This is a genomic window from Psychrobacter sp. I-STPA6b (assembly GCF_020662265.1).
Classification (GTDB): Bacteria; Pseudomonadota; Gammaproteobacteria; order Pseudomonadales; family Moraxellaceae; genus Psychrobacter.
In genome coordinates this window covers 39,601-61,763 of the sequence record NZ_VEWM01000028.1, presented here as the reverse complement: position 1 = coordinate 61,763, position 22,163 = coordinate 39,601, and the positions used below count along the sequence as shown (strand labels likewise).

Genomic DNA, 22,163 nt, shown 5'->3' with positions numbered 1-22,163 from the left:
CTTTTACCCTCCCCCTAGCCCCCTCCCAGTGGGAGGGGGAATCATTCCTTTTACCTTTGAGGAAAAAATAGGGAAGGGGTTATAGTTTTCAGTGCATTAGTTTTTAGCACATTAAAAACAGCTAAGAATAAGTTATAGAGATTACAACCAATCTACGGTATTGTCCGCAGTGGCAGGGTGGTTTTCATACCAATGCTTAGCAATCTCATCACGACGACACACCCAAACGTCAGGTTTACTGGTGATGTATTGCAAGAATTTTTTCAGGGCGATAATGCGTCCTGCCCGCCCAATCATACGGCAATGCAAGCCGATAGACAGCATTTTAGGTGTGTGTTCGCCTTCTTCATATAGGGTATCAAAGCTGTCTTTGAGATATTGGTAAAAAGGTTCGGCATTGGTATAGCCAGGGCTTGAGGCAAAGCGCATGTCATTGGTTTCTAGCGAGTAGGGGATAACCAAATGTGGTTTGCGGACGATAAGCTCACCTTCGCTTGTTTTTTGTGTGGTTTTGACGTTGACCCAATAAGGCAGTTCATCGGCATACGAGTCGCTGTCATATGTGTAGCCACCTTGCTCAACCACCAGCTCACGAGTGTTGGGGCTGTCACGTCCTGTGTACCAGCCGACAGGTTGCCAACCTAGCATGTCTTTAAAGATTTGTGTTGCTTGTTCGATATGCTGACGCTCGGTTTCCCGATACATATATTGATACGTTATCCATCGCAAGCCATGACTGGCGATTTCATGCCCATCTTCTAGCACTCGCTCAATGATGTGCGGTGATTTCTCGGCAGCTGCAGCACAGGTAAAGGTGGTTAGGGGTAAGCCGTATTCTTTAAATACATCGAGTATCCGCCAAACACCAACTCGGCTGCCATATTCAAATGCCGATTCGATGGATTGGTGACGGTTGTTAAACTCTGGTGTGCCAAGAATATCCGATAAAAAGCGTTCTGACTGACCATCACCATGAATGACGCTGTTTTCTGCCCCTTCTTCGATGTTTAGCACAAACTGGACAGCGATTTTTGCCCCACCTTTCCAGTTGGCTTTGGGTGGATTGCCAGCATAGCCTTTCATATCACGAGGATAGCGGGCATGGTCAAAAATATCGTTGACCTGTGTCGATTGTTGAGATTGAGAGGTATTGCTCATTTTATACTCCAAGTTTTGGGTTTGTGTTATTTATTAATCTTACAAACCCTTATGATTGTTTTTTCATTAGTATCCAATAAAAGAAACCGCCCAGTATTGCCCCTAATAAAAATCCATAGCCTTCCCATTGCGATAAGGCAGGAACTAATACAGTGGCAATAGAAAAGATACCACCTAAAACAAAGGCAATGACTGCTTTAATGTTCCAGCCTTTATGATAATAATAGGCACCAGTTGGGCTGTCATTAAATAATTCATTAACATCAAGTTGTTGTTTTTTAATCAAATAGTAGTCAGCGACCAAAATCCCAAAGAATGGGGCAATCACTGCACCAACGGCATTGACAAAGCCAACGATACCAATTTGACTGATAAAAGAGAGCCACAATGCCCCTACAAAAAAGGCAATCACAGCAGTAATAACACCGCCTTTACGAAAGCTGATATGCTTGGGAAATAAGTTTGCCAAATCATACGCAGGTGGAATAAAGTTAGCAACCATATTAATGCCTACCGTTGCGGCAAAAAAGGTGAGGGCAGCGACAATGGTTAATGGCAGTGCGTCCACACGGTCAACAATATCTGATGGGTTGGTCATCGCTTCATTAAATAGCACCAATGTGCCTGCGGTAATTATCAAAGCAATAAATGAGAAAAATGCCATATTAATGGGCAAGCCCACTAAATTACCCAGTTTCATGTCTCGTTCACTGCGTAAAAAGCGCGAAAAATCACCAAAGTTAATCACTACCGCCGCAAAGTATGCCACCATCGTGCCGACAATCGCAGTAAAGGCCAATAAGGGGCTGCCATCATAATTATTATCTGCTGAAAATATGCTGTCAATGGCAGGTAATAATGCGTCCCCTGCTTGATACCAAATCATACCCATCAATACAATCATAACAACATAAACTAAAGGTCCTGCCCAGTTTAAAAAACGCTTGATGGGTTCGATACCAAACCAAAATAATATTAACTGAAACAGCCAAACCATAATAAAGGCAATCCATGCGGTCGTAGTTAGCCCCAAAAAGCTGCCTTCTACCTCACCAAAGATAATGTTTAGCAAAATAGTCACAGCGGTTGAGGCAAAATAGGTCTGTACCCCATACCAAAAAATACCAATAATTGCCCGTAATACCGCAGGCAGATTTGCCCCATTCACTCCCAAACTGGCACGAATCAATACAGGAAAAGGAATGCCATATTTGACACTGGGTCGTCCAGTTAGGTTAACCATCAGCATCACCACAAAGCCTGCAACAATGATGGCAAGCATTACCCACCAACCACTTAACCCATAGGTTAAGAATAATGAAGCGGCTAGGGTATAACCAAATAAACTTTGAATGTCATTTGACCAAACGTTAAAAATCTCAAACCAGCCCCAACTACGCTCATTCTCTTTAAGTGGTGCTAAGTCTTCATTATAAAGTCTGGATTGGGTATTGTTGATATCTAAATGATGTGGATTATGTTCCTTCACAGGGGTATCTCCATGAAAAAAAGTTAAATGTTACCCTGATAATCATAACCAATCATTAACAGTTATTACATAAGATAACATAAACTTTTTTTGACTGTTTATTCATTTTAAAGTGGTAAACAGGTAAGTTCATTTGATGGCTTTTGACAGTTTGGACAATATTACAACATTATAACCCTGATACATATGCCACCAACTGCTGTCTTTCGCTATCGGTCATTTGGGTTAAATTACCCAGTGGCATATATTGGCTTTGTACCGCAGGCACAATTTTGGCTTTATGGGCTTTTAAATCTTCCACCGTTTGCAAAATAATGCCTTGTGGTGGGGCATTAAAGCCTGCTTGTGTTGGCTGTGCAGAATGACACGTGCTACAACGCTGATGGACGATTGCCAAAATGGCCTCACTTTCATCTGCTGATGTGGTCTCTGCTTGATTGTCAGTCGTAGCTACTTCTGTTTCTGTGTTTTCTTTTTGAGCTGCCAAATTGCTATCAGTATTAGCTTGCGTCTGACTCTGATTGGTCTCATGGCTGTGGTCGTGTGGGTCTGTCGGGCTGGGTGTCGCTGGTGTGGCAACTGTTGATTTTGCTTGTGCAGCAGGAGCAGGCTTTACAGGTTCAGGACGCATCCAAATAATCAAAAATACCGTCAAAATCGCAGGAATAACCAAATAACGGGGACGTTTAAAGCCACGATGTTTTAGGTTAAAGTAATGACGCACTGTCGCTGTGATGATACCAATAAATACCAATACCAACCAGCCATGCTTATGTGAATAAGTCATTGGATAGTGGTTACTAATCATGATAAAAATCAGTGGTAGGGTAAAGTAGTTGTTCATCAATGAGCGGTTTTTGGCTTGCAGTGCCAACTCAGCGACTTCTTTGCCCGGTTTTTTGCCCTCTCGTACACAATTTACCAATGCACGTTGGGCTGGCATGATACCAAAAAACACATTACCTGCCATAATTGTGCCCAAAATCGCCCCTACATGGATATAAGCGGCACGAGAGCTAAATAATTGATAGGCAAGCCAGCTATCAAACACCATTAAGATAAAAATCAGCACACTAAAAATCAGTGCATTTTTGCCCAAACGGCTACGCACAATGGCTTCATAAGTAAAATAGTTACCAAACAAAAATAGCAAACTGGTGGCAATGGCAACCGAGGTTGAGCTAAAGGCAACTTTGCTTGGGTCAATCAAATAGGCTTGGGCATTAAAATAATACACCAGTGTTAGCATGGTCATACCCGTCAGCCACGTGGTGTATGCCTCCCATTTAAACCAATGCAACGTTGTTGGCATTTTTTCAGGCTCAAGTTTGTATTTGGCAATCTCATAAAAACCGCCACCATGTACCGCCCACAAATCTCCAGAAATACCCTTATCTATTTTCCACTGTGGCGGTTTTTCTAAACTTAAATCTAGCCAGACGAAATAAAATGATGCACCAATCCATGCAATGCCTGTGATGACATGAAACCAGCGAAAAAATAACTGTAACCAATCAAGTAAATACGCACCCATATCGCAAGCGTCCTTTTTGCAAAAATTTATAAAGCCATGATGTCAATTAAAGTTGACTCATAGAGATTATTTTGGTGTGATAAAATCAAAATAGCCTAAGCAATAAAAATAATGCTTAACCTTAATCAACCTATCATCAATAGATAAGATTAAGAGCCACGATAAGTGCTATAACCGTGCGCACTTAACAATAACGGCACGTGATAATGACTGTTATCAGAAATCACAAAATCAATCACCACTTGCGGATAAAAGGCGGTCAAGCTTTGAGCGTCAAAGTAGGCTTGAGTATCAAAAGTGAGCGTATAGCGTCCAGTGCCAAGCTGCTGTTCTTGATGACTATCACTGACAAATTTCCAACCATCTGAGGTCACACGACCATCATTATTGGTTGTGCCGTTTGCCAGCAAGGTCTGTTTGCCATCATCACCGACTTTATGTAAGGTCACTGCGATATTGGCAGCAGGTTTGCCAAGGTGGGTATCTAAAATATGTGAGGATAAGGTGGCTGACTTATGGTTGGTCATGGTGGCTTCCTTTGTGTTAAATGTGGTGTTAAAGGTAAAAGTAGTTGGTTAAAAACAACAGTAGTTATGCAACGATTAATCTGTAATGAGTTTATTTAAACGTAAACGGGTAATCTTATTTTGTTCAGCGGCGGCATTGTCTAGCTCTTGCTCACGGCTATTTGGCAGGCGAGCTTGTAGCAAATCGAGCATTTGCTGTGCTGACTTACCTGTGGCAAACACAATAAAAATAAAACCAAACTTATCCAAATAGGCTTGATTACCATCGGCTAAGGCTTGCAAAGTGGCATCATCAGCATCATTTGCCCCTGATTGCTCATGGGCGGCACTTGCTTGAGTGTTACGATATTTTTCTTTTAGCGTTGCCACATTGCCAATTTGGGGGTGTCCTTCAAAGGCTTGTAATAAATCGGCCTCTTGCATGGTCTGCCAAATCTCATCACTGCTATTTAGTAAGGTATCTAAATCGGTAAAGGGACGCTGGCTGGCAAGCTGATTTGCCCAATTCTCACTGGTACAGCAGGTTAAAAGCTGGTTAGTGGCGTCATCGGCTGATAACTGGTTAAACTCATTTAGGTTCACAATAGATTCCATAATAACTGATAAAAGATAACCTATTTTGCAAAAACCTGACCATTTGGTCAACTATTTTATCAATTATTTTAAAAAATATTTTGTAGTCAGGTCTTATAGGGTGTTTTCTTAATGAATAAATCATAAAAAATGGTCATAATCGCTAAGGACTATGACCATCTGTAACCCCTGTAAATATTGGGTTATTAGGTTATTGGTTTAATAGGACAAGTGTTTCACTGTCTTTAATATTCTAAGGTATAGCTTAGACCATAGGTTGTCCCAGTTGCGTCTAGGCGGTTCATTGCACCATAGGTAGTTTGGTGATAGACAGTTTTGTACTGAGTATTGCCAATATTATAGATACCATAGTCTAGGTGTCCTTTGGGGAGATTGACTTGTCCAACCAAGTCAGCCACGACATAGCCTGTGACAGGCTGTACATTCAGATCAGGGGTATCTTTAGCATCTTTTGCAGCTTTATCAGTACCATCGATAGCCAGTGCTTGTAAACGAATACTACTACCATGAGGGAAGTTGTATTGTGCATAGGCAGTGGCTTTAAGTGGTGAAATACGGACAGGGCTTAATTCGCGCCAAGTACCATTGCTATCTTTATATTGACCACTGGTATAGGCAATGGTTGTTCCTAGTGTCCATTCGTCATTTAGGTCATGGCTAATTGCTGCTTCTGCACCATAAATTCGCTCATCGGTATCTACCACTTCGACTAGATAATCTTTGGTAAAGTGAACCGTTTTGTCTGAGGTATTATAAAAACCAGAGAGTTTGGCTTTGGTATTGTTAAAATTACCAGCCCAACCAAGCTCATAGCTATCAACTGTTACTGGCTCGATGTTATCTGAGTTTACTTTATAGCCACTGCGTACGTCACGTAGAGCACGTTGAAGGTCAACGATGGTGAAGCCTTGTGAGAAGTTGGCAAATACTTGACTGTTTGGTGTAACTTTATAACTTGTACCTAAGTTAAAGAGTGTTTTGCTGTGTTCTGTTTTACCTGCCGCTACTGTACCAGCAGTAAAGGGAATGTTGTATTTGCCACTTGATTGTAATCTTAGATTATTAAAGAATTCTTCTAATAAGGCTTCTGTGATGGGGGTAAACGCTTCAGTATTTGCCTTGATATTTTGATAACGGATACCAGCGCCGACATGCCAGCTATCAGTAACGTCCATATCTACATTGGCAAAAACACCTGCCTTATCAATGGTGGTGTTAGGACCACCAAAGTATTTATTACCATTAGGCTCGGCGACTAAGCCGTTACTTTGGATGAATTTATTTAAATCTTGTCCATAGTAGTATTGCTTGTCTTTTTCTGTGTCATAGTCAAGACCATAACTAAATAAAGTAGGCACATTGCCAAGCTGTGTTTCTGTTTGCATGGCAGCACGGACACCTAACACTTTAATATCAGCTTCAGACTGAGCGATAGCAACTGCCTTTTGAGCCAAGTTGCGCACAGTTGGTTTTAGTACAGCTGGATCAGTAACCCCAGCACCAATTAATGCTTTGGTTATATAGGGTGCAGCTTGTTTACCGACAGATTGTCCAGAAGGGTAAAAACGACCTGTTTCATCACGGTAGTAGCCAGTGATATTGAGCTTTGAGCCAGCGATGTTATCATGATGATAGTTGAGGTTTACCGTATTTTTGGTAGTGTAAGGTTGATTGGTGATCTTAGCCCCATCAATGGCCTTAAGTGAAGGTGTGGCAGTTGGGTCTAATAAAACTTGTAAACCAGGACCATAGTCAGGACCATAATCTGTGTCTTGTTGATTGTCATAATGGGTGGCGGCTAGGTTCAGACGTTGTGTATCATTAATCTGCCAGCCCAAATTGGCATTGACACTTAGCGTATTGGTGTCTTGTTGGTCAGTTTGAAATACGTCAGGGCTAATACGATTGCCCATACTGTCAAATTGACCACCTTTGACTTCATAGTCGACATCAAGTCGGGCATCAACCACACCGTTTTCACTACCATACTCTAGAGTTTGACCGACATTATAGCCTAATGCTTCTTTATTAAAGTCTTGGTTGCTACTAACACCAACTCGAGTTTGCCCATGTACTCCATAATTAGCCGTTGATTTTGTCACTAGGTTAATCAGACCCCCTGTTGCACCTGAGCCATAAATACTCGTTGCTCCAGATAGTACTTCGACACGCTCAAGCTGAGTGGGGTCAATACTGTTTAACTGTCGAGAGATATTACGTGAGCCTGTTAATGGCACGCCATTTAGCAAATATTGCACAGGGCGACCGTGCATGGTTGTACCATAGTTACTGGTCGAACCACTAGCGGTACCAAGGCTTGGTATGAGTTGTCCCAATATCTCTGCAAGACTGCGATTACCTGTCGCCTGTAGAGCAATCTCATCTTGAGAAATTATCTGAGTGACCGCAGGCATTTCGCTGATTTTTTGTGCCAGTGCAGTACCAGTTTTTGCTTGTGCTGAAATAATAACTGGGTCAAGCGTAACGGTTGGTTGTTGTGTGGTTTCGGCATAGAGTTGCTGAGTGACACACAAAGAAAGTAGAGATAGGGTAAGAGTTTGATAGCTTTTCATGGTATTGCCCTGTAATGATAAGAATAAAAGTCGAACTCAAAGGCAGTCAATCCCAGATAAAATTACAACCACATAAAGTTTGTCTGTCATTGTAGTAGTGATTTTATGTTGAATCGCCTGTCATAGTATTTGTGAATCAAATTTGTTAACTACTTGTTTTGTTAAAAGAAATAATAGATAAAATTAGAATCAACAAATATTAAGAAAAATTTAAATTCCATATTAAATGATAATAATTTACATTACAATAAAAATTAGGGCAATTTTTATGCTAAAACTGTGACGACGGAGTAATATTTTTACGATATCATTAATGGTGATTACATGGGTAATGTGTTACGAAACCATGCTAGGTTAAGAAACTATGTTATAGTCGTCATAGTCATATTCCATTACTCCAAAGTTTAATTCTCTAAAAAATATTACTTCAAATGGATACTTAATGATAAAGCTGTAAAAACAGTTTTAGCTTGGCATCATCATCAGACTGTTTTTTCTGACAGTCTGCTAATAGAGACTCGGCAAGCTCAGGCGTCAAAATAAACACACCATCGTTATCCATCACCGCAATATCACCAGAATGAATCGTCGTTTTTGTGGTATTTGTTGCTAATGGATACTCAAGGTCGACATCTAAATGACCTTGGGTATTTTCACTCTTAAAGGTTGTTAAAGCACTCACACCTTGCGCAAATACTGGCAAACCTAACTGCTGTATCTGCATGGAGTCGGTGACTTTTCCTAAAACAATAATGGCCGATAGTTGTTCTTGCAGTGCTGAGCAGGTACGCAAAGCCCCCCAACATGCACGTTCTGCTAAGACTTGAGCATCAATACACAACACATCACCTGCTTGAGCATTGAGTAAGGCTTGACGAATAATGTCTGTATTATCAGAGCGGAGTTGGACGGTACGTACCACGCCAGCGACTGTCTTTTGACAAGGGAAAATGGCTTTGATATCAGATAGATAGCCTTGGCTGTTTAGGTGTCCAATCGTTGATGTGTCGATGCTTTGATATGCTGTAAGCAGTTGCGAGTTAGAAGTAGGCTTGCTTGATTCTTTGACGGACCCCAACGGCTTGAGTGGGTTTCGGGTGAGGCTTTCACCGGCTGGCATACTACCGTGTGCGTCATGCCCACGCTCAATCACAGGCAGTAATAGTGTTTTGTGTGGATAATGTGGCGCATCTATCAGTAGTTGTTGCAGTAGTTGTTTTTGCGCCTTGCTAAAGTCAATCTGCTCAATATAATGACTGATGCTCAGTTTGACTTGTTGCCACAGCTCGCTTTCGTCAATACCATAATGTAGGGTCATCGACTCAATAATGGCACGAATACTCACCAGTACTCCTAAGGTTTGCAGATAAAAAATCAACTCTTCTGGTGTGTCACGATAGAGGCGGTTTTTAAAGTTTGGCGGGCTAAGATACTCTGGGTCAGCAATACCATGCGCTTCTAGCCACGGTAGATGAATACGCACGGAGTCATGGTCGCGTAATAATAGCCCTGTAAAGCTATGATTGGTCAATACCAGCAAGATATTTTGTCCATGAAGCTCTGGTAAAAATCCAATGCGCAAACAACGTAAATGCAAGTCAAAAAAGACGTCACACATCTGGCGAAAACACTGTAGGGCATTTTCTGGATTGGTGTCCTGCTGTCGCTGTGCCATGATTTCATCAAATATATGATGGCTTTGTCCTTGTTGATGGTTGAGCATACCCAAACTGCCCATTGGGATAAGGCGTATGTTATCATCACACAAAGGCTCGGGCAGTATGCGCAACATTGCACCCAGTTGAGTTGGTTTTTCTTGATAGAAAAAAGGATTGATGGAGCTTTTATCATTGAGATGCTCTGGCGACATATAGCCCCACCAGAAGCGTTCGTCCCATAGGTGTAAGTGCTGGTTTAATACCTCATCTTTTTGTAATGCCTGCATCAGTATGGCTTGGTTTTTTTCACCATTAATAAGTTTTAGTGCAGGCAGGTAGCGTTTGGAATTTAGGGCATGAATACCAATGGGTAGTTTGACACTATAAGGACTTGCAAAGGGCAGAAGCATACTGCGCATGGAGGAAGTCGCAAAGCAGGTCATTTGTGCAAAGTCTAAGATAACGACAGTGCCATCAGCCAAATCCTTATCATAGGCTTGTGGAATGGCATGAGACAGTTGCCAAGGGTGAACGGGAATGGCGATATGGGAGTCCAACAGATTTTTTTGTTGCATCTCAAGGTGTAGGGCTTGTTGCTCTTTGGCTGTTAGTAAACGGCTGGCAGGGCAGGATATCTGTTGAGTCTGTGTATCAGATGCTGTATCACCAATATCACTGATCTTAGCAATCATGTTTGCCGAGGTTGGTGAGTAGACCATATCTGAGGTCATCAGATGCGTTTTTGCCACAGCTAACCACGCTAAAGTTACAGGCTTTTTGTATTCTGCCATATAGTGCAGATAGTCATCATGGTCAAGCCCTGTTTTTGCCTTTGCGATGGGGTGAAATGGTCTATCAACCCAAGATGCCCATTGCTCAGCAGTTTGTAGGGTTTGGTACCAGTGAGGCTGTGTATAGACACAGGTGGGCAGAGTTGCTTGAGCAGACCATTGGCTATGCAGTCGTGCCAGTTGCAGGTCTTCTTTAAGCTTGCTAACACCTGATTGAGATAAGAGAGTCTGGTCAGTTGCTTCAAGTAATAATTGTAATGTTTGTTGTTCACATTCGATGATATCAAGCTGATATGGTGTGGCAGAGGCCTTAGTGTTCGCATCGTCAGATTGAGTCAGTAAAATTGGAAACAATGGTTTTAGCAATCGCCACGGAGCGCAATATGCAGGCTCTACCAAGAGCAACAGCGTACGATGCGCATCAATCTCTATCTTTAATAGTTGGCTATTTAAGCCTGCCATTTGATAGTGGACAGGCAGTTGTACCAATACCAATGTTAAGTTGGCATGAGCTTGTAGATATTGTTGAACGCTGGTGATGCTAATGCGTTGTGACGCTATCCAGTTTTCTAATAAACAACATTCAATCAGATTAGCGGTAAGTTGCCATGTCAGCATCTGCATGGTTGACTGTATCATTTCTGGACTGTCTTGAGTGTCAGGGCTTGCTAAGTGAGCCTCTGAGGCTATTGAGTGCTTAGATTGTGTCGACATAATTGGTGCCTGTTATTGTCTTTTCATTATTTATATAAAGCTCATATAAAGCATACTTATATTGATTTAGGAATCTTGCTTGTCTTGTGTATCTGCAATACCTTGGTTGTCAGGGCATGTGGTACGACTTAACGGATTGTTGATAAAGCGAATTGGGAAAGCACGGTCACCAAACAGGCGACGTTTTGCCAATGACTCAATACGAGTAATGGGTGCAAAAACATCAAACAGCTCAAATCGGGCTTGGTGTTGCGGATGGGCTGTCTGGTACGCATGGATACAGTCAGCAACCTGTTGCCAGAACTTCATTTCGTCATAGTGGTAATGAGTCTGCATAAAGATAGCAATATCTGCAAATGCCACAAAAAATAGACAAGCAACCGTCATATCACGGATGCCATTCGTATCCCATGTCTCAATAAATGAACCTCGGTTAAGGGCAGCATGCACAGCAGGTAAGCTGTGCAGATTGGGGGCAATTTCTGGCTGCGGTAGATGGTCAGGTGAATAGCGTATGCCATCATGTAGGTCTTTGAGTAGAATTTTGATGGGGAAGCCATCTTCATGAACTAAGACAATATTTTGTGCATGTGACTCTAATGCCACGCCATGTGCAAATAATAAATGTATCAATGGTGGCACGGTGACAGCGATTAACTGTTGTATCCAGTTGTCGATGCTATGTCTGTTGAGCCAAGGCTCGATAAGATTGGAGCCGTTTTCTTGTACAAAAGTAACCCCATTTAGTGGGAATGCTTTTTGTGTGCCACTGAGATATTGACTGACATTTTCTCGCCAGATAGCAGCCAATCCGCCGTAAATTTGTGGGTTTTGGTAATTTTGCGCTTGCAATACTTCATGGTCTAAGCTAATACCTGTGTTTTCACTTAAAAAGGCAAATTGTAGTGTTTTAGCCGTTTTGTCATTGCTGATTAATTGATTTAGCCAGTTGCTAATGATAGCGGCATTTAGGACAGTATGCTTGGCTAAAATGCGGGTACTTGAGGTATTGGTTAGGTGCATTGCCAGTTTTAGATAGTCTTTTTGAGCTTGATTTGGCAGTGCTAAGGTGCGTATGGACTGCTGTGCATGGTAGGTATCATGGGCATCACCGACACTGCCTAAGCACAGTATTTGTCCAGTTTGTAGTAGAGGTTGTAGGGTATTAATAAGGGTGTTTTGCCATTGCCAAGGGTGCGCAGGGATTAGCTCATACTGCTCTGGGGTATCAATAGCTTCTTTAAGCTTGTTATGTAGCTGAGTAAAGAGTGTTTCACCGAGGTAGTTTTCTACCCATTGTCTGGCATTCATCTCGCTTCGGCTATTATAGGCAACCAAGCTTTTTTCGACTGCCAGCCAAACTACAGCAATATTTTGAGCAAACTCAGGACCGTAGTGGTAGTTATCTGCTAAGCTAAAGCCAAGACGGGACTTATAGCAAGGGTGATAAGGATGCCCTGCGGTCAGGTGACTTTCAAGGGTGTCATAAGACAGCTCATCAATGGATGTATTAATACTAGAAGCCAGCATTGCCGATTGGATATCGTTGATAAGGGTTTGACGCAACTCTTTAATAAAGCCATCTTTTAGCTCAGCATCCTCAATATTAAGTAGCATATCACTAATAACCATTTCTAATGTGGCATCATGTGTCGTTTTATTATCCGTGCTGTTTGTCTCAGTTGTGGTGTTAGGGCTTGCGCTGATACGTTGCACTGGTTGATTGAGTAGGCGGATTAAATCAAAACTTTGATGAATATAGCCTTGGGCGACATACTGTATGTCATTGTCACAGTTGATGGTAAATTCTAATAACGTTAATGTGTCATCATCATGTTCAGTTGATGCGTCGGTATGCTCTGTAGTTACAGGCTGTTTATCAAACTCAATCACCTCTTCATACATTAGTGCTTGTAGCAGTTGGCGAATGACACGTTGCTCAACTTTTTGCATTTTTTCGAGAGTGTCTGGGCGAAGTGGTGCTTGCCAAGGGGTAAGAAATAGGGGAGTGGCTTGGGTAGATGATGGATTAGGTGGTGTTTGCGTGGATATTGTCATCATAAAATTCCTATATTTGTGAGTATTGTTTAAGCTAGATTGTGATTGAAAGCTGTGATTTTAAAGTTTCAGTTTCTCTATTATTAACTTGTGGTTTGTAGACTGTCTGAGCTGGTTTTGGGCAGTCGCCATGCGCAGGGCAATGTCAGTAATAACAAAATGGATACCATCAAAAATCCCTCTTGAATAACTTGAATCATGGCACTATTGGCAAACGATGTGTCATGACCTAGCATAAGATAAGACTGGCGGGTATCAATATATAGGGTGACCAGCACCAAAAAGATTGTTGAGATGATGCGCCGACTGATGTTATTAACGGCGGCACCTTCAGTCACATCAATATTGGATAGGCTACTTAGCCCCACAGTGGTTGTTGGTAAATATGCCAGCCCAACGCCCACACCACGCAGGCACATGATAAATAGCACCAGCCACATATTACGGGTCAGCATCACAGCGACAAATAGCAGGGTAGCAATGGCACTGATGGCTATACCAATCATGCCAATTTTTCTTGCACCATGATTGTCAACAACTTTTCCTGCAAAGTGAGTTGTTATACTGGCAACCAAGGTAGACAGCATTAAGATAACGCCTGTCCAGAGGGTTGATTGCTTCATGATGTCTTGAATGACCACAGGCAACAGTAGTAAGCACAGCATTAAGCCCAGAGTTTGAGTAACGCTGATGATGATGCTGTCTCGATAAATGATGTTTTTAAATAGATTGACATTGAGTAATGCCGAAGAGTGACGACTTTCATAACGCCACCAAAACCATCCCGAAATGAGAAAAACAGCACTACCAACAGTCAATGTAGTTAGCAAAAGTGTTGGAGATGCTATGCTGTGTGATTTAAGGTAGTTGATACATAACATTAGGCTGACCAGCCAAGCCAATAACCACCAAAACCCGATGGCATCAAAAAAGGGCTTGGTGGTTTCAGAATGGCTATCTGGCAGTCGCCAAAAAGCCAATAAAATGGCAATGACAGATAGGGGAATGGTGCTGGCAAATAACAGCCACCATGCAAACTTTTCGACCAAATAAGCGCCAATCAATGGACCAAATGCCAATGCCATCATAATGACAATGCCCCATAGTGCCATCATGCGTCCGTGTTGGTTTTGTGGATACATACGATAAATGACACCAATGGACAAAGGAATGACTATCCCGCCAGCAAACCCTTGTATTACCCGAGCGATGATGACCATTGGCATATTTAGTGCCAGCGCCCCAACCACTGAGCCAGCAGTAAAAATGGCGATACCAATCAGATACAGATGCTTTAATGACAGTTTTTGGCTGAGATAACCACTGAGCATCAAGCCGATACTCATTGCCATGACATAGGCATTGAGTACCCAGCTTCCCATCACCAAATCGACATTAAACACTTGCATAAATATAGGAATGGCAGGGTTTAATGCACTGTTACTAAAGCTGATGACAATACCACCAAGTAGTAAGGTGTATAACACCCACGGTGAGTGGCTTTTGTCAGTGTTTGCAACTTCAATCTTCGTAACTTCAGTATCAGTAACAGGCGATGTTGTCATGGTTGTTTTCTATAAAGATAAGTTAGGCATTATTGTTATTTTTCATGTTTTCATGACTGCTTTCATGATTGTTTTTCGTCCTTCTTTTGTTTTTCACCTTTTGTTCTTTTTTTGACACTATTTTGGTAAAAGTCTTTATAACCTCGGGACTCATATAAGTCATCTTTGTAACAAAAATAGAGCGCCGCTTCTTTTTCTGGCATCTTGATATATCGTTGAACCTTATAAGCGAAGCTATTTGCCAGCCAGCTATATAGGCGAATATTTTTATCTGGCTCAGCGACGATTTTTTTGGCTTTGGTGTTTTGAAAGATAAATTCATGAACTAGCATGCCAGTAGGCTTGAGGTAGCCGACACCCGCAAGCTCTGTACTACCTAATAAGATATGCCAGCCCATATCGCTCTTTTTTGCATTATAGTAGCGTGCTAAACGGTCACGATAGGCCTCATAAATCTCGGTATAGGCGATGGGTTTGTCATCACAACTGATAATGTATAAACGCTGGTGGTCATCAGCGAGCATCTTTTCAAAATGTGCTTTAAGTTGTCCGATGGGTAAGTGCAATTGCCACTGGTCAACAACGTGCATGGCGTGCATCCACTTATATAATAGCGACATGTCATCTGGATAGTTGACAGGACGTAGACTAAAGGTCTTACCATAGGCTTCGATACTAAAAGTATCTGGTAGTTTTTGGGAAATGGTTGCCATGTTGTTATCCTCAATAAAAAAGTGTTTGTATCAAATGTTCTATAATAAAAATTACGTTATGAAAATTGCCCAAACTGCTGAAAAACAGTCAATGCTTCGGTATCATAATATGTCTCGCCAAGCAGTTGATTAGCGATGACACCTGCCCGATAAGCCCCCAGACCCAAATCAGGCGCACCAACCCCATGTGTGTATAATTCCTGATTCTGCACAAAAATATTGCCATTACCGTGGTAGGCAAGCTGATAGTCACGGCTAATTTTTGGTTGCGCTGAGTCATTTTTGTCCACAAAGTCTAATAGCGTATCTAAGCAGGCTGGCAGGCGGTGTTGATAGCCAGTACCTGCAATCACGCAGTCATAGTGTGCTGTAAAGGTTTTGTTTTGTTGGATTTGTTGACAGGTTAAGGTGATGCCTTGTTGTGGTAAATGAGCATGTTCGTTTGTCTGCTTGACTGTATCAGGTTGAGTTAAACTGGCATCTAATAAAGCACAATTAGACATTAACTGTGAATATGTTTGTTGATTGGCAATGCTACGCTCATAAAGGCGGTGATAAATATCCACAATGGTTGAAAATCCCATACCCTTATAAAGTAAGTCTTGCTCAGAAAGTAGACGTTGTTTGGTTGGTTCATCAAGTTGATAGAAATAATCGGTATAAGCAGGGCTAAAATGCTCCAGTCCTAGAGGGGAATACTCCATGGGGAAAAACCCTGCTGAGCGTGTTAGCCAGTCCAGTTGAAATTTCGCCGTTCCGTCTGAGTTTAGTTGGCTATCAAATAGCTCTCGATAGACTTCTGCCGAAGATTGTCCTGAGCCAAGTATCAGTATTTTAGGTAGTGTTTTTGGCAATTGTTTAGAGGATGATTGAGCGGATGTCTCCGTTAACAGGGCATCTAAGTCAAAATTGTCAGAAAAATGCGCTGAATGCATACAGAGGTGCGGTGCTTGTTTAGCGATTGCTTGGAGGCAATGTGGTAGGGTTGGATAAGTACCTGTCCCCACGACGATATTTTTTGTGTGATAGGTGACAGTTTGTCCATTTTCACGAACGCTTACTTCAAAGCCGTCATTAGGTGCAAGTCTTGGTACGACCTTTAAGACTTGGCTGTCAAAGTGCAAATTATCTAACTGTTTGGTGACCCACTGGCAGTAGTGGTTGTATTCTTTGCGGGCGATTTTAAAGTCTTCTACAAAATAAAACTTTAGCAGACGTTGGTGTTTGTGCAGATAGTTTAAAAAGGTATAAGGACTGGTTGGGTCAATTAATGTCACTAAATCTGCCAAAAAAGGGACTTGTAAGGTGGTATGAGGCAAAATCATACCTTTATGCCAATTAAACTCAGCACGTTGTTCAAAAAACTTAGCCGTAACCTGATGTTGGCTGTTTGCATTTGCCAGTAATGTTGCCAAACTTAAATTAAAAGGACCTAGACCAATGCCAATGACATCAAGCATGTTTTACCTCGTTGTTAATGTTGCGTTTGTTAAATTAAAAATTTGTTTAGTCATTTAATGACGGTTTATGTGGTCTACTATTTATTTGGTGTCTCTTGTTTTTTTGTGGATTTGGCTTTGGTTTTAGATGATTTGTCCTTGGTCTTATTTTTAGCCTTGTCTTTGCCTTTTTCTTTACCCTTATCCTTGACCTTGGCTTTCTCTTGGCTCTGTTGCTGATGTGCGATGGCATAAAAAGGATTGGCTATCTCAACATAGATGGATTGAGTCTCTACAGGGGCAGTCAGTTCATCAAGCTGATATAAGCGTGTCAGTAGATTGCCTTTAAAGGGTAGGGTGTCTGTACGCAGTAATAGCTCAAATAATGAGCGATGCGGATATTTCTGCTCTAGTGTTGTGATGCACTGATATAGCCGAGTGAGCAACTCATCTTCACTGACCAGTTGTGTGCGTGCAATGGCAGTAATCAGCGCAAACATGGTATTACCAATCAAATAATAGCCACAGCGGAAGTCAGCAAAGTCTTCTGGGACGATACATTCTGCCTCTTGCATCATCTCAGGGTATTGGTCAATCAGTGTCATTGCATATTCAGCGATATAACCAAAGCCTTGGTTGTCACGCGCCCAAAAGCGTTTTGGATAGCCATCTTCGAGCTCAATCAGGCTGTTTTGTTGATGCACTTCAAAGCCAATTCCTTGCTCATAATACATATCAATTAATGGAATAAATCCAACTTCTAAAAACTTATCAAACCACTGTAGAGCGATGTCTCTAAGGGGTTGTTTACTGGTTTTATGGATGCTTTGAAATAAAGTGTCGAAGCGGTTGGTGACACGGGTGGGATGGTCTTGGCATAGGCTGGCAAGATTGGTGACTTGATCTTTGCTATTAAATGGGTTGTCACGCAGTATACAGATACTTTCGTCTATGATTGTACCGTTAAGTCGCAAGGCAATCCATGCAGGGTCATTGAGTACGCCGATACTAGGATATTGTTGTGTGAGCTGTTGCCCATAGTCACTGCGCCAAATTCGACAAGCAACCATGCCTCGTTTGCATTCTTTGGGCAGATTGATACGCACAGAGTTGGTAATTGCTACGGATAATGATAGTTTAAACATCCAGTCAGCATCATGACTTGCTAATGTGCGTACAGAGGTCGTAGGGTGTAAATACCAGCCTGCCAGACCTAAGTCAAACAGTTGTTTTGCTTGAGTAAGCTCTTGATACCACGGTTGTTTTTGTAGGTGAGTCGCTTGCCAAGGGTGTAAGGGAAGAAGTTTAAAGTCAGGATGTTTTTTAAGTAGTTTCTTTTGGTATTTATTCAGCATTGGTTTGAGCTTGGCTTTTAGCTCAGTGTCGATACTTGCGCCATCGACATAATCTGAAACGATGAAATCAGCATCAACCAGCCAATAATGAAGTTGGGTTTTGCTATTGGTCTCAGGGGCATATTTTTGCCAGTCATCGCCATAAAACCCAACCCGACTTTTGGGGGTAGGGTGCATGGCGTGTCCGTAGATTAGGTTTTGCTCTGTTTCAATAAAGTTTAGTTTTTCTTCAATGATGTCATCAATCTCATCACTGCGATGCGCTAGGATAATTTGTAGTCCTTGATAACTTTGCAACCATCTTTCTAACACACTAGCGCCATCAAGTTGTTGTTGGTCAGGGTGATTGTAGATGATGTCGTCTATTAATAAACTGGCAACTGAGCTAATCGGCAGTTTTATCCATGATTGCTCTGTACTTGTCGGTGTGTTTTTATTATTACCTGCATTGTCTGTATGTGTGTGCGGAACAGTATTTTGTAACACAAAAGGGGTATCAGCAAAGCGGTGTTGCCCCAGTTGGCTTACTTGCTCAATAGGAACAATGACAGATAGGTCTAACGGTGCTAAATTTAAAGACAGTAAAGCTTTACCTTTACTAATGGCTTGTTGCGCTTTGCTTTGTGCATCACTAGAAATAATCTCCCCACGTTGTGTCTCAAAGCAGTAGGCATTAATGAGGTTTTGTAGTGCCAGTCGGTCGGCTGTTTTTTGTTGTATCATGATGATTGTCCTAATTAGTTGTCTTATTTGTTATCTGGGTTATCGTTTGGTTTTAAGTGCCTTGTTGTAGCAGGGCATGCCCTGTATCTATCACCTGCTGAATAATGTCTTGAATGTCTGCAAGCTGTGTATCAGGGTTTAAAATGGTGAGTTTGAGACAAAACTGTTGTTTAAATTGTGTTGACGCAACATTGGCAATATTGGCAGTCAACAGATATTGAGCGATTTCACGGTTTAGTTTTGCTATTTGCTCTGCGGTTAGCTGATGATGTTGAGGGTTAAAATAGAACAGGACACTGCTTAAATTAACCTGTGTAACCAAGGTAATTTCATCAGCAATATCATGATTTTGGCAGATATATTCAGCCACTTGCTTAGCGGTATCAATGCAGGTATCTATCAGCTTGGCGTAGGTGTGTGTGCCTAAATGACTGAGTGCAAGCCAGAGCTTGAGGGCATCAAAGCGACGCGTTGTTTGCAGTGAATATGTGACAAGGTTTGGAATATTGTCCGTTTCATCATCTTGGGAGTTTAGATAATTGCTATGATGTCGAATACTCTCAAAGTGACTACGCTCAGGCAATAAAAATGCACCACAGCTAATGGGTAGAAAAAAGTGCTTATGAAAGTCCAGAGAGATGGAGTTGGCTTGCTCAAAACCCTGAATAAGATGACGATATTTTTGCGACAGCAGTAACGCTCCGCCCCATGCCCCATCTATATGTAGCCAGATGTCATGTTGACGACAAAGCATTGCCATTTCTGGTAGAGGGTCGATAGCACCTGAGTCAGTCGTACCTGCGGTCGCTACGATGGCTAGGATATTGTTTGCCCCGATTTGCGCAATGTGCTGTTTAAGATTGGCAATGAGCAATCGTCCTTGTGCATCGCTATCTACCTTAACCACACTGCTTGTGCCAAGTCCTAATACCCCTGCATTTTTTTCAATCGAAAAATGCGCTTGGTCTGAGCAAAGGATTTTGCCTGCATTGACATGACTTAGCCCATCACGCTGAATATTAATGCCTTGTTTTAAATAGTAGTGGTTGCGAGCCAGTAAAATGCCCATCAGATTACTTTGAGTTCCGCCACTGGTAAAGACACCACCTGCTTGAGTTTTTGTGTTTTTTGTATTGAATTGGCATTGTTGACAAAGCCATTGGATAAGCTCGGTTTCCATATGGGTAGCGATTGGACTTTGGTTCCATGAGTCCATGCTTTGATTGGTCGCACTGATAAACAGCTCAGCTACCTGACCGATTAATAAGCTGGGTGGGTGTAGATGCGCCAGACAGTGGGTATTTGCGGTGCAGATGCTATTGGGTAAAAAATCTGTCTCTATCTTGGCTAAGATGGCATCCATACTCTCACCCTGTACCGAGATATTGAGTGTGCCTGCTTGACAGACCTGCGCTGATGAGCCACCTTGATATAGTTGTGCCTGCTCCAGCCATTGTTTGATTAACAATGCAGATTGTTGAATATACTCGACATATTCTGTGCTGGTGTGTTGATTTAATAAATACAAAAGAACCCTCGAAAATATGGTGCAAGTCTAATGTGATTTTTTAGCATTCATTACTATCAGTAGAAATGGTGCTGACATCATGTGCGCAATGCTTATTGATTGTTTAATAAAATTAAGTAATGGTGTGGTTATGGTGCATACGGTGGAGAGGCACAGGCGATATCCAGTGCGTTTTTAAATTTTTCTAATGCTTGGGTTAGCTCTTGTTTGCTAATGATTAATGGTGGTAAAAATCTTAGAACACTGCCATAACGCCCACCTTTTTCGATAACTAAGCCGTTATTAAAGCAGGCGGTTTGCAGATGGCTGGCACATGCACCATCAGCAGGATAGCTACCATCCGTACTCATCGGCTGAGTTGGGTCAACCATTTCGACCCCAATCATCAAGCCTCTACCACGTATATGCCCGATTTGTGGATAGCTGTCTTGCAACTGCTGTAACTGAGCAATAAACCATTGCCCCAGTGTTTGTACTTGCTCAGCGATGTTGTGCTGTTGTAGATATTCTAAGGTGACCAGTCCAGAGACCATTGCCAGTTGGTTACCTCGAAACGTGCCAGAGTGATTACCTGCCTGCCAGACATCATATTGTTTTTTAATACCTAATAGTGCTAAAGGTAGCCCACCACCAATGGCTTTGGACATAACGATGATATCAGGGTCAATCCCTGACTGCTCAAAGGCAAACCAGTTACCCGTACGACAAAATCCTGTCTGTACCTCATCAATAATCAGCAAGATTCCCAGCTCTTTGGTGACCTTGCGCACTTGTTGTAACCACTTTATTGGCGCAGGGTTAACCCCACCTTCACCTTGAATGACTTCTAATAGCACCGCCGCAGGCTTGTTAACACCACTTTCTACATCACGCAAAAAATGCTCAAAATAATGTGTATGCGCCTGATGACTCTGCTCAATAGGCAGTCCAAATGCACAGCGGTATTCATTGGGATAAGGCAGAAACTGCACATTGCCCATCAGTGCTTCGATGCCTGCTTTTGCAGATAAGTTTCCAGTCACAGACAATGCCCCATGACTCATTCCATGATAGCCACCACTAAAGCTGATAATGGCTGAACGTCCTGTGACTTTTTTTGCCAGCTTAATGGCCGCTTCGATGGCATCAGCACCCGTTGGTCCACAAAATTGTAAGCAGTATTCATCTGTATCCGTACTCAGTAAGTGATACATAAACTCACTGAATTTATCTTTGACTGGCGTGGTGATGTCAAGGGTATGTAGAGGGAGGTCAGTTTGTAATGTACGGATAAGGCTATCTTTAATCAGGGGGTGATTATGCCCCAGTGCCAAAGTACCTGCACCGGATAGACAGTCGAGATAGCGGTTGCCTTCGACATCAGTAATCCAGACACCAGAAGCACTTTGTATGGCAAATGGCAATCTACGTGGATAGCTACGCACATTGGATTCAAAAGTATCTTGTCGCTTTAGATAGACTTGATTGCTTGCTGTTGGCTGTTGGCTAAGGGGATGCTCGTCAGAGCAGGCTGAACTGGAAAGATTCATGTGATTTGCCTTATTGCTTTATTGAGTTAGACGTGTGGTTAGCCCTGCCACATTGCTGTCGTCAAAACTACTAAACAGCCACAGTGTTGACCTTATTTGCTGTAAATCGTATTACCTGCACTCAGTCATCTGCTCTTATTTTAGTCTGCTTCAACTGTATTGTTTTGCATACCTTGCTTTAGCATGTTAACTCATAATAATTATGATAATAATAA

Annotated in this window: 14 protein-coding genes; all 14 read right to left on the bottom strand. The window is 42.0% G+C overall.

The window, feature by feature from the left end; all coding sequences use genetic code 11:
• Positions 1–141: 141 nt before the first annotated feature.
• The 14 genes from puuE to FHK88_RS03565 all read right to left on the bottom strand — a co-directional run bounded on the left by puuE (position 142) and on the right by FHK88_RS03565 (position 21,948).
• Complete coding sequence (gene puuE, locus FHK88_RS03635) at positions 142–1,158, bottom strand: allantoinase PuuE (protein ID WP_264480592.1); 1,017 nt, start codon at positions 1,156–1,158, stop codon at positions 142–144.
• 49 nt (positions 1,159–1,207) lie between these two features.
• Positions 1,208–2,647, bottom strand: coding sequence for an NCS1 family nucleobase:cation symporter-1 (locus tag FHK88_RS03630; RefSeq protein WP_227429419.1), 1,440 nt, complete (start codon positions 2,645–2,647; stop codon positions 1,208–1,210).
• Positions 2,648–2,816: 169 nt separating this feature from the next.
• Positions 2,817–4,181: a urate hydroxylase PuuD gene (locus FHK88_RS03625; protein ID WP_227429418.1), complete on the bottom strand. Its 1,365-nt coding sequence runs from the start codon at positions 4,179–4,181 to the stop codon at positions 2,817–2,819.
• Positions 4,182–4,330: 149 nt separating this feature from the next.
• On the bottom strand, positions 4,331–4,708 hold the full coding sequence (gene uraH, locus FHK88_RS03620) for a hydroxyisourate hydrolase (RefSeq protein ID WP_227429417.1): 378 nt from the start codon (positions 4,706–4,708) through the stop codon (positions 4,331–4,333).
• 75 nt (positions 4,709–4,783) lie between these two features.
• Positions 4,784–5,290, bottom strand: a complete 507-nt coding sequence (gene uraD, locus FHK88_RS03610; RefSeq protein WP_319800146.1) for a 2-oxo-4-hydroxy-4-carboxy-5-ureidoimidazoline decarboxylase — start codon at positions 5,288–5,290, stop codon at positions 4,784–4,786.
• Positions 5,291–5,526: 236 nt separating this feature from the next.
• The gene (locus tag FHK88_RS03605; RefSeq protein WP_227429416.1) at positions 5,527–7,875 is read right to left on the bottom strand and encodes a TonB-dependent receptor; all 2,349 of its coding nucleotides are present in this window, start codon (positions 7,873–7,875) and stop codon (positions 5,527–5,529) included.
• A gap of 439 nt (positions 7,876–8,314) precedes the next feature.
• On the bottom strand, positions 8,315–11,038 hold the full coding sequence (locus FHK88_RS03600) for an IucA/IucC family protein (RefSeq protein WP_227429415.1): 2,724 nt from the start codon (positions 11,036–11,038) through the stop codon (positions 8,315–8,317).
• 66 nt (positions 11,039–11,104) lie between these two features.
• Entirely contained in the window at positions 11,105–13,099 is a 1,995-nt protein-coding gene (locus FHK88_RS03595) for an IucA/IucC family protein (RefSeq protein ID WP_227429414.1), read from the bottom strand.
• A gap of 80 nt (positions 13,100–13,179) precedes the next feature.
• Positions 13,180–14,661 carry an MFS transporter gene (locus FHK88_RS03590; protein WP_227429413.1) on the bottom strand — a complete coding sequence of 494 codons (1,482 nt, stop codon included), beginning with the start codon at positions 14,659–14,661 and terminating at the stop codon, positions 13,180–13,182.
• 62 nt (positions 14,662–14,723) lie between these two features.
• Positions 14,724–15,374, bottom strand: a complete 651-nt coding sequence (locus tag FHK88_RS03585; RefSeq protein ID WP_227429412.1) for a GNAT family N-acetyltransferase — start codon at positions 15,372–15,374, stop codon at positions 14,724–14,726.
• 56 nt (positions 15,375–15,430) lie between these two features.
• On the bottom strand, positions 15,431–16,834 hold the full coding sequence (locus tag FHK88_RS03580; protein WP_227429411.1) for a lysine N(6)-hydroxylase/L-ornithine N(5)-oxygenase family protein: 1,404 nt from the start codon (positions 16,832–16,834) through the stop codon (positions 15,431–15,433).
• Between the two features lie 77 nt (positions 16,835–16,911).
• A complete protein-coding gene (locus FHK88_RS03575) occupies positions 16,912–18,891 on the bottom strand; it encodes an IucA/IucC family protein (RefSeq protein ID WP_227429410.1) in 1,980 nt (659 codons plus the stop codon).
• A gap of 52 nt (positions 18,892–18,943) precedes the next feature.
• Positions 18,944–20,419, bottom strand: a complete 1,476-nt coding sequence (locus tag FHK88_RS03570; protein ID WP_227429409.1) for a pyridoxal phosphate-dependent decarboxylase family protein — start codon at positions 20,417–20,419, stop codon at positions 18,944–18,946.
• A gap of 128 nt (positions 20,420–20,547) precedes the next feature.
• Complete coding sequence (locus FHK88_RS03565) at positions 20,548–21,948, bottom strand: diaminobutyrate--2-oxoglutarate transaminase family protein (protein WP_227429408.1); 1,401 nt, start codon at positions 21,946–21,948, stop codon at positions 20,548–20,550.
• Between the last annotated feature and the right edge of the window lie 215 nt (positions 21,949–22,163).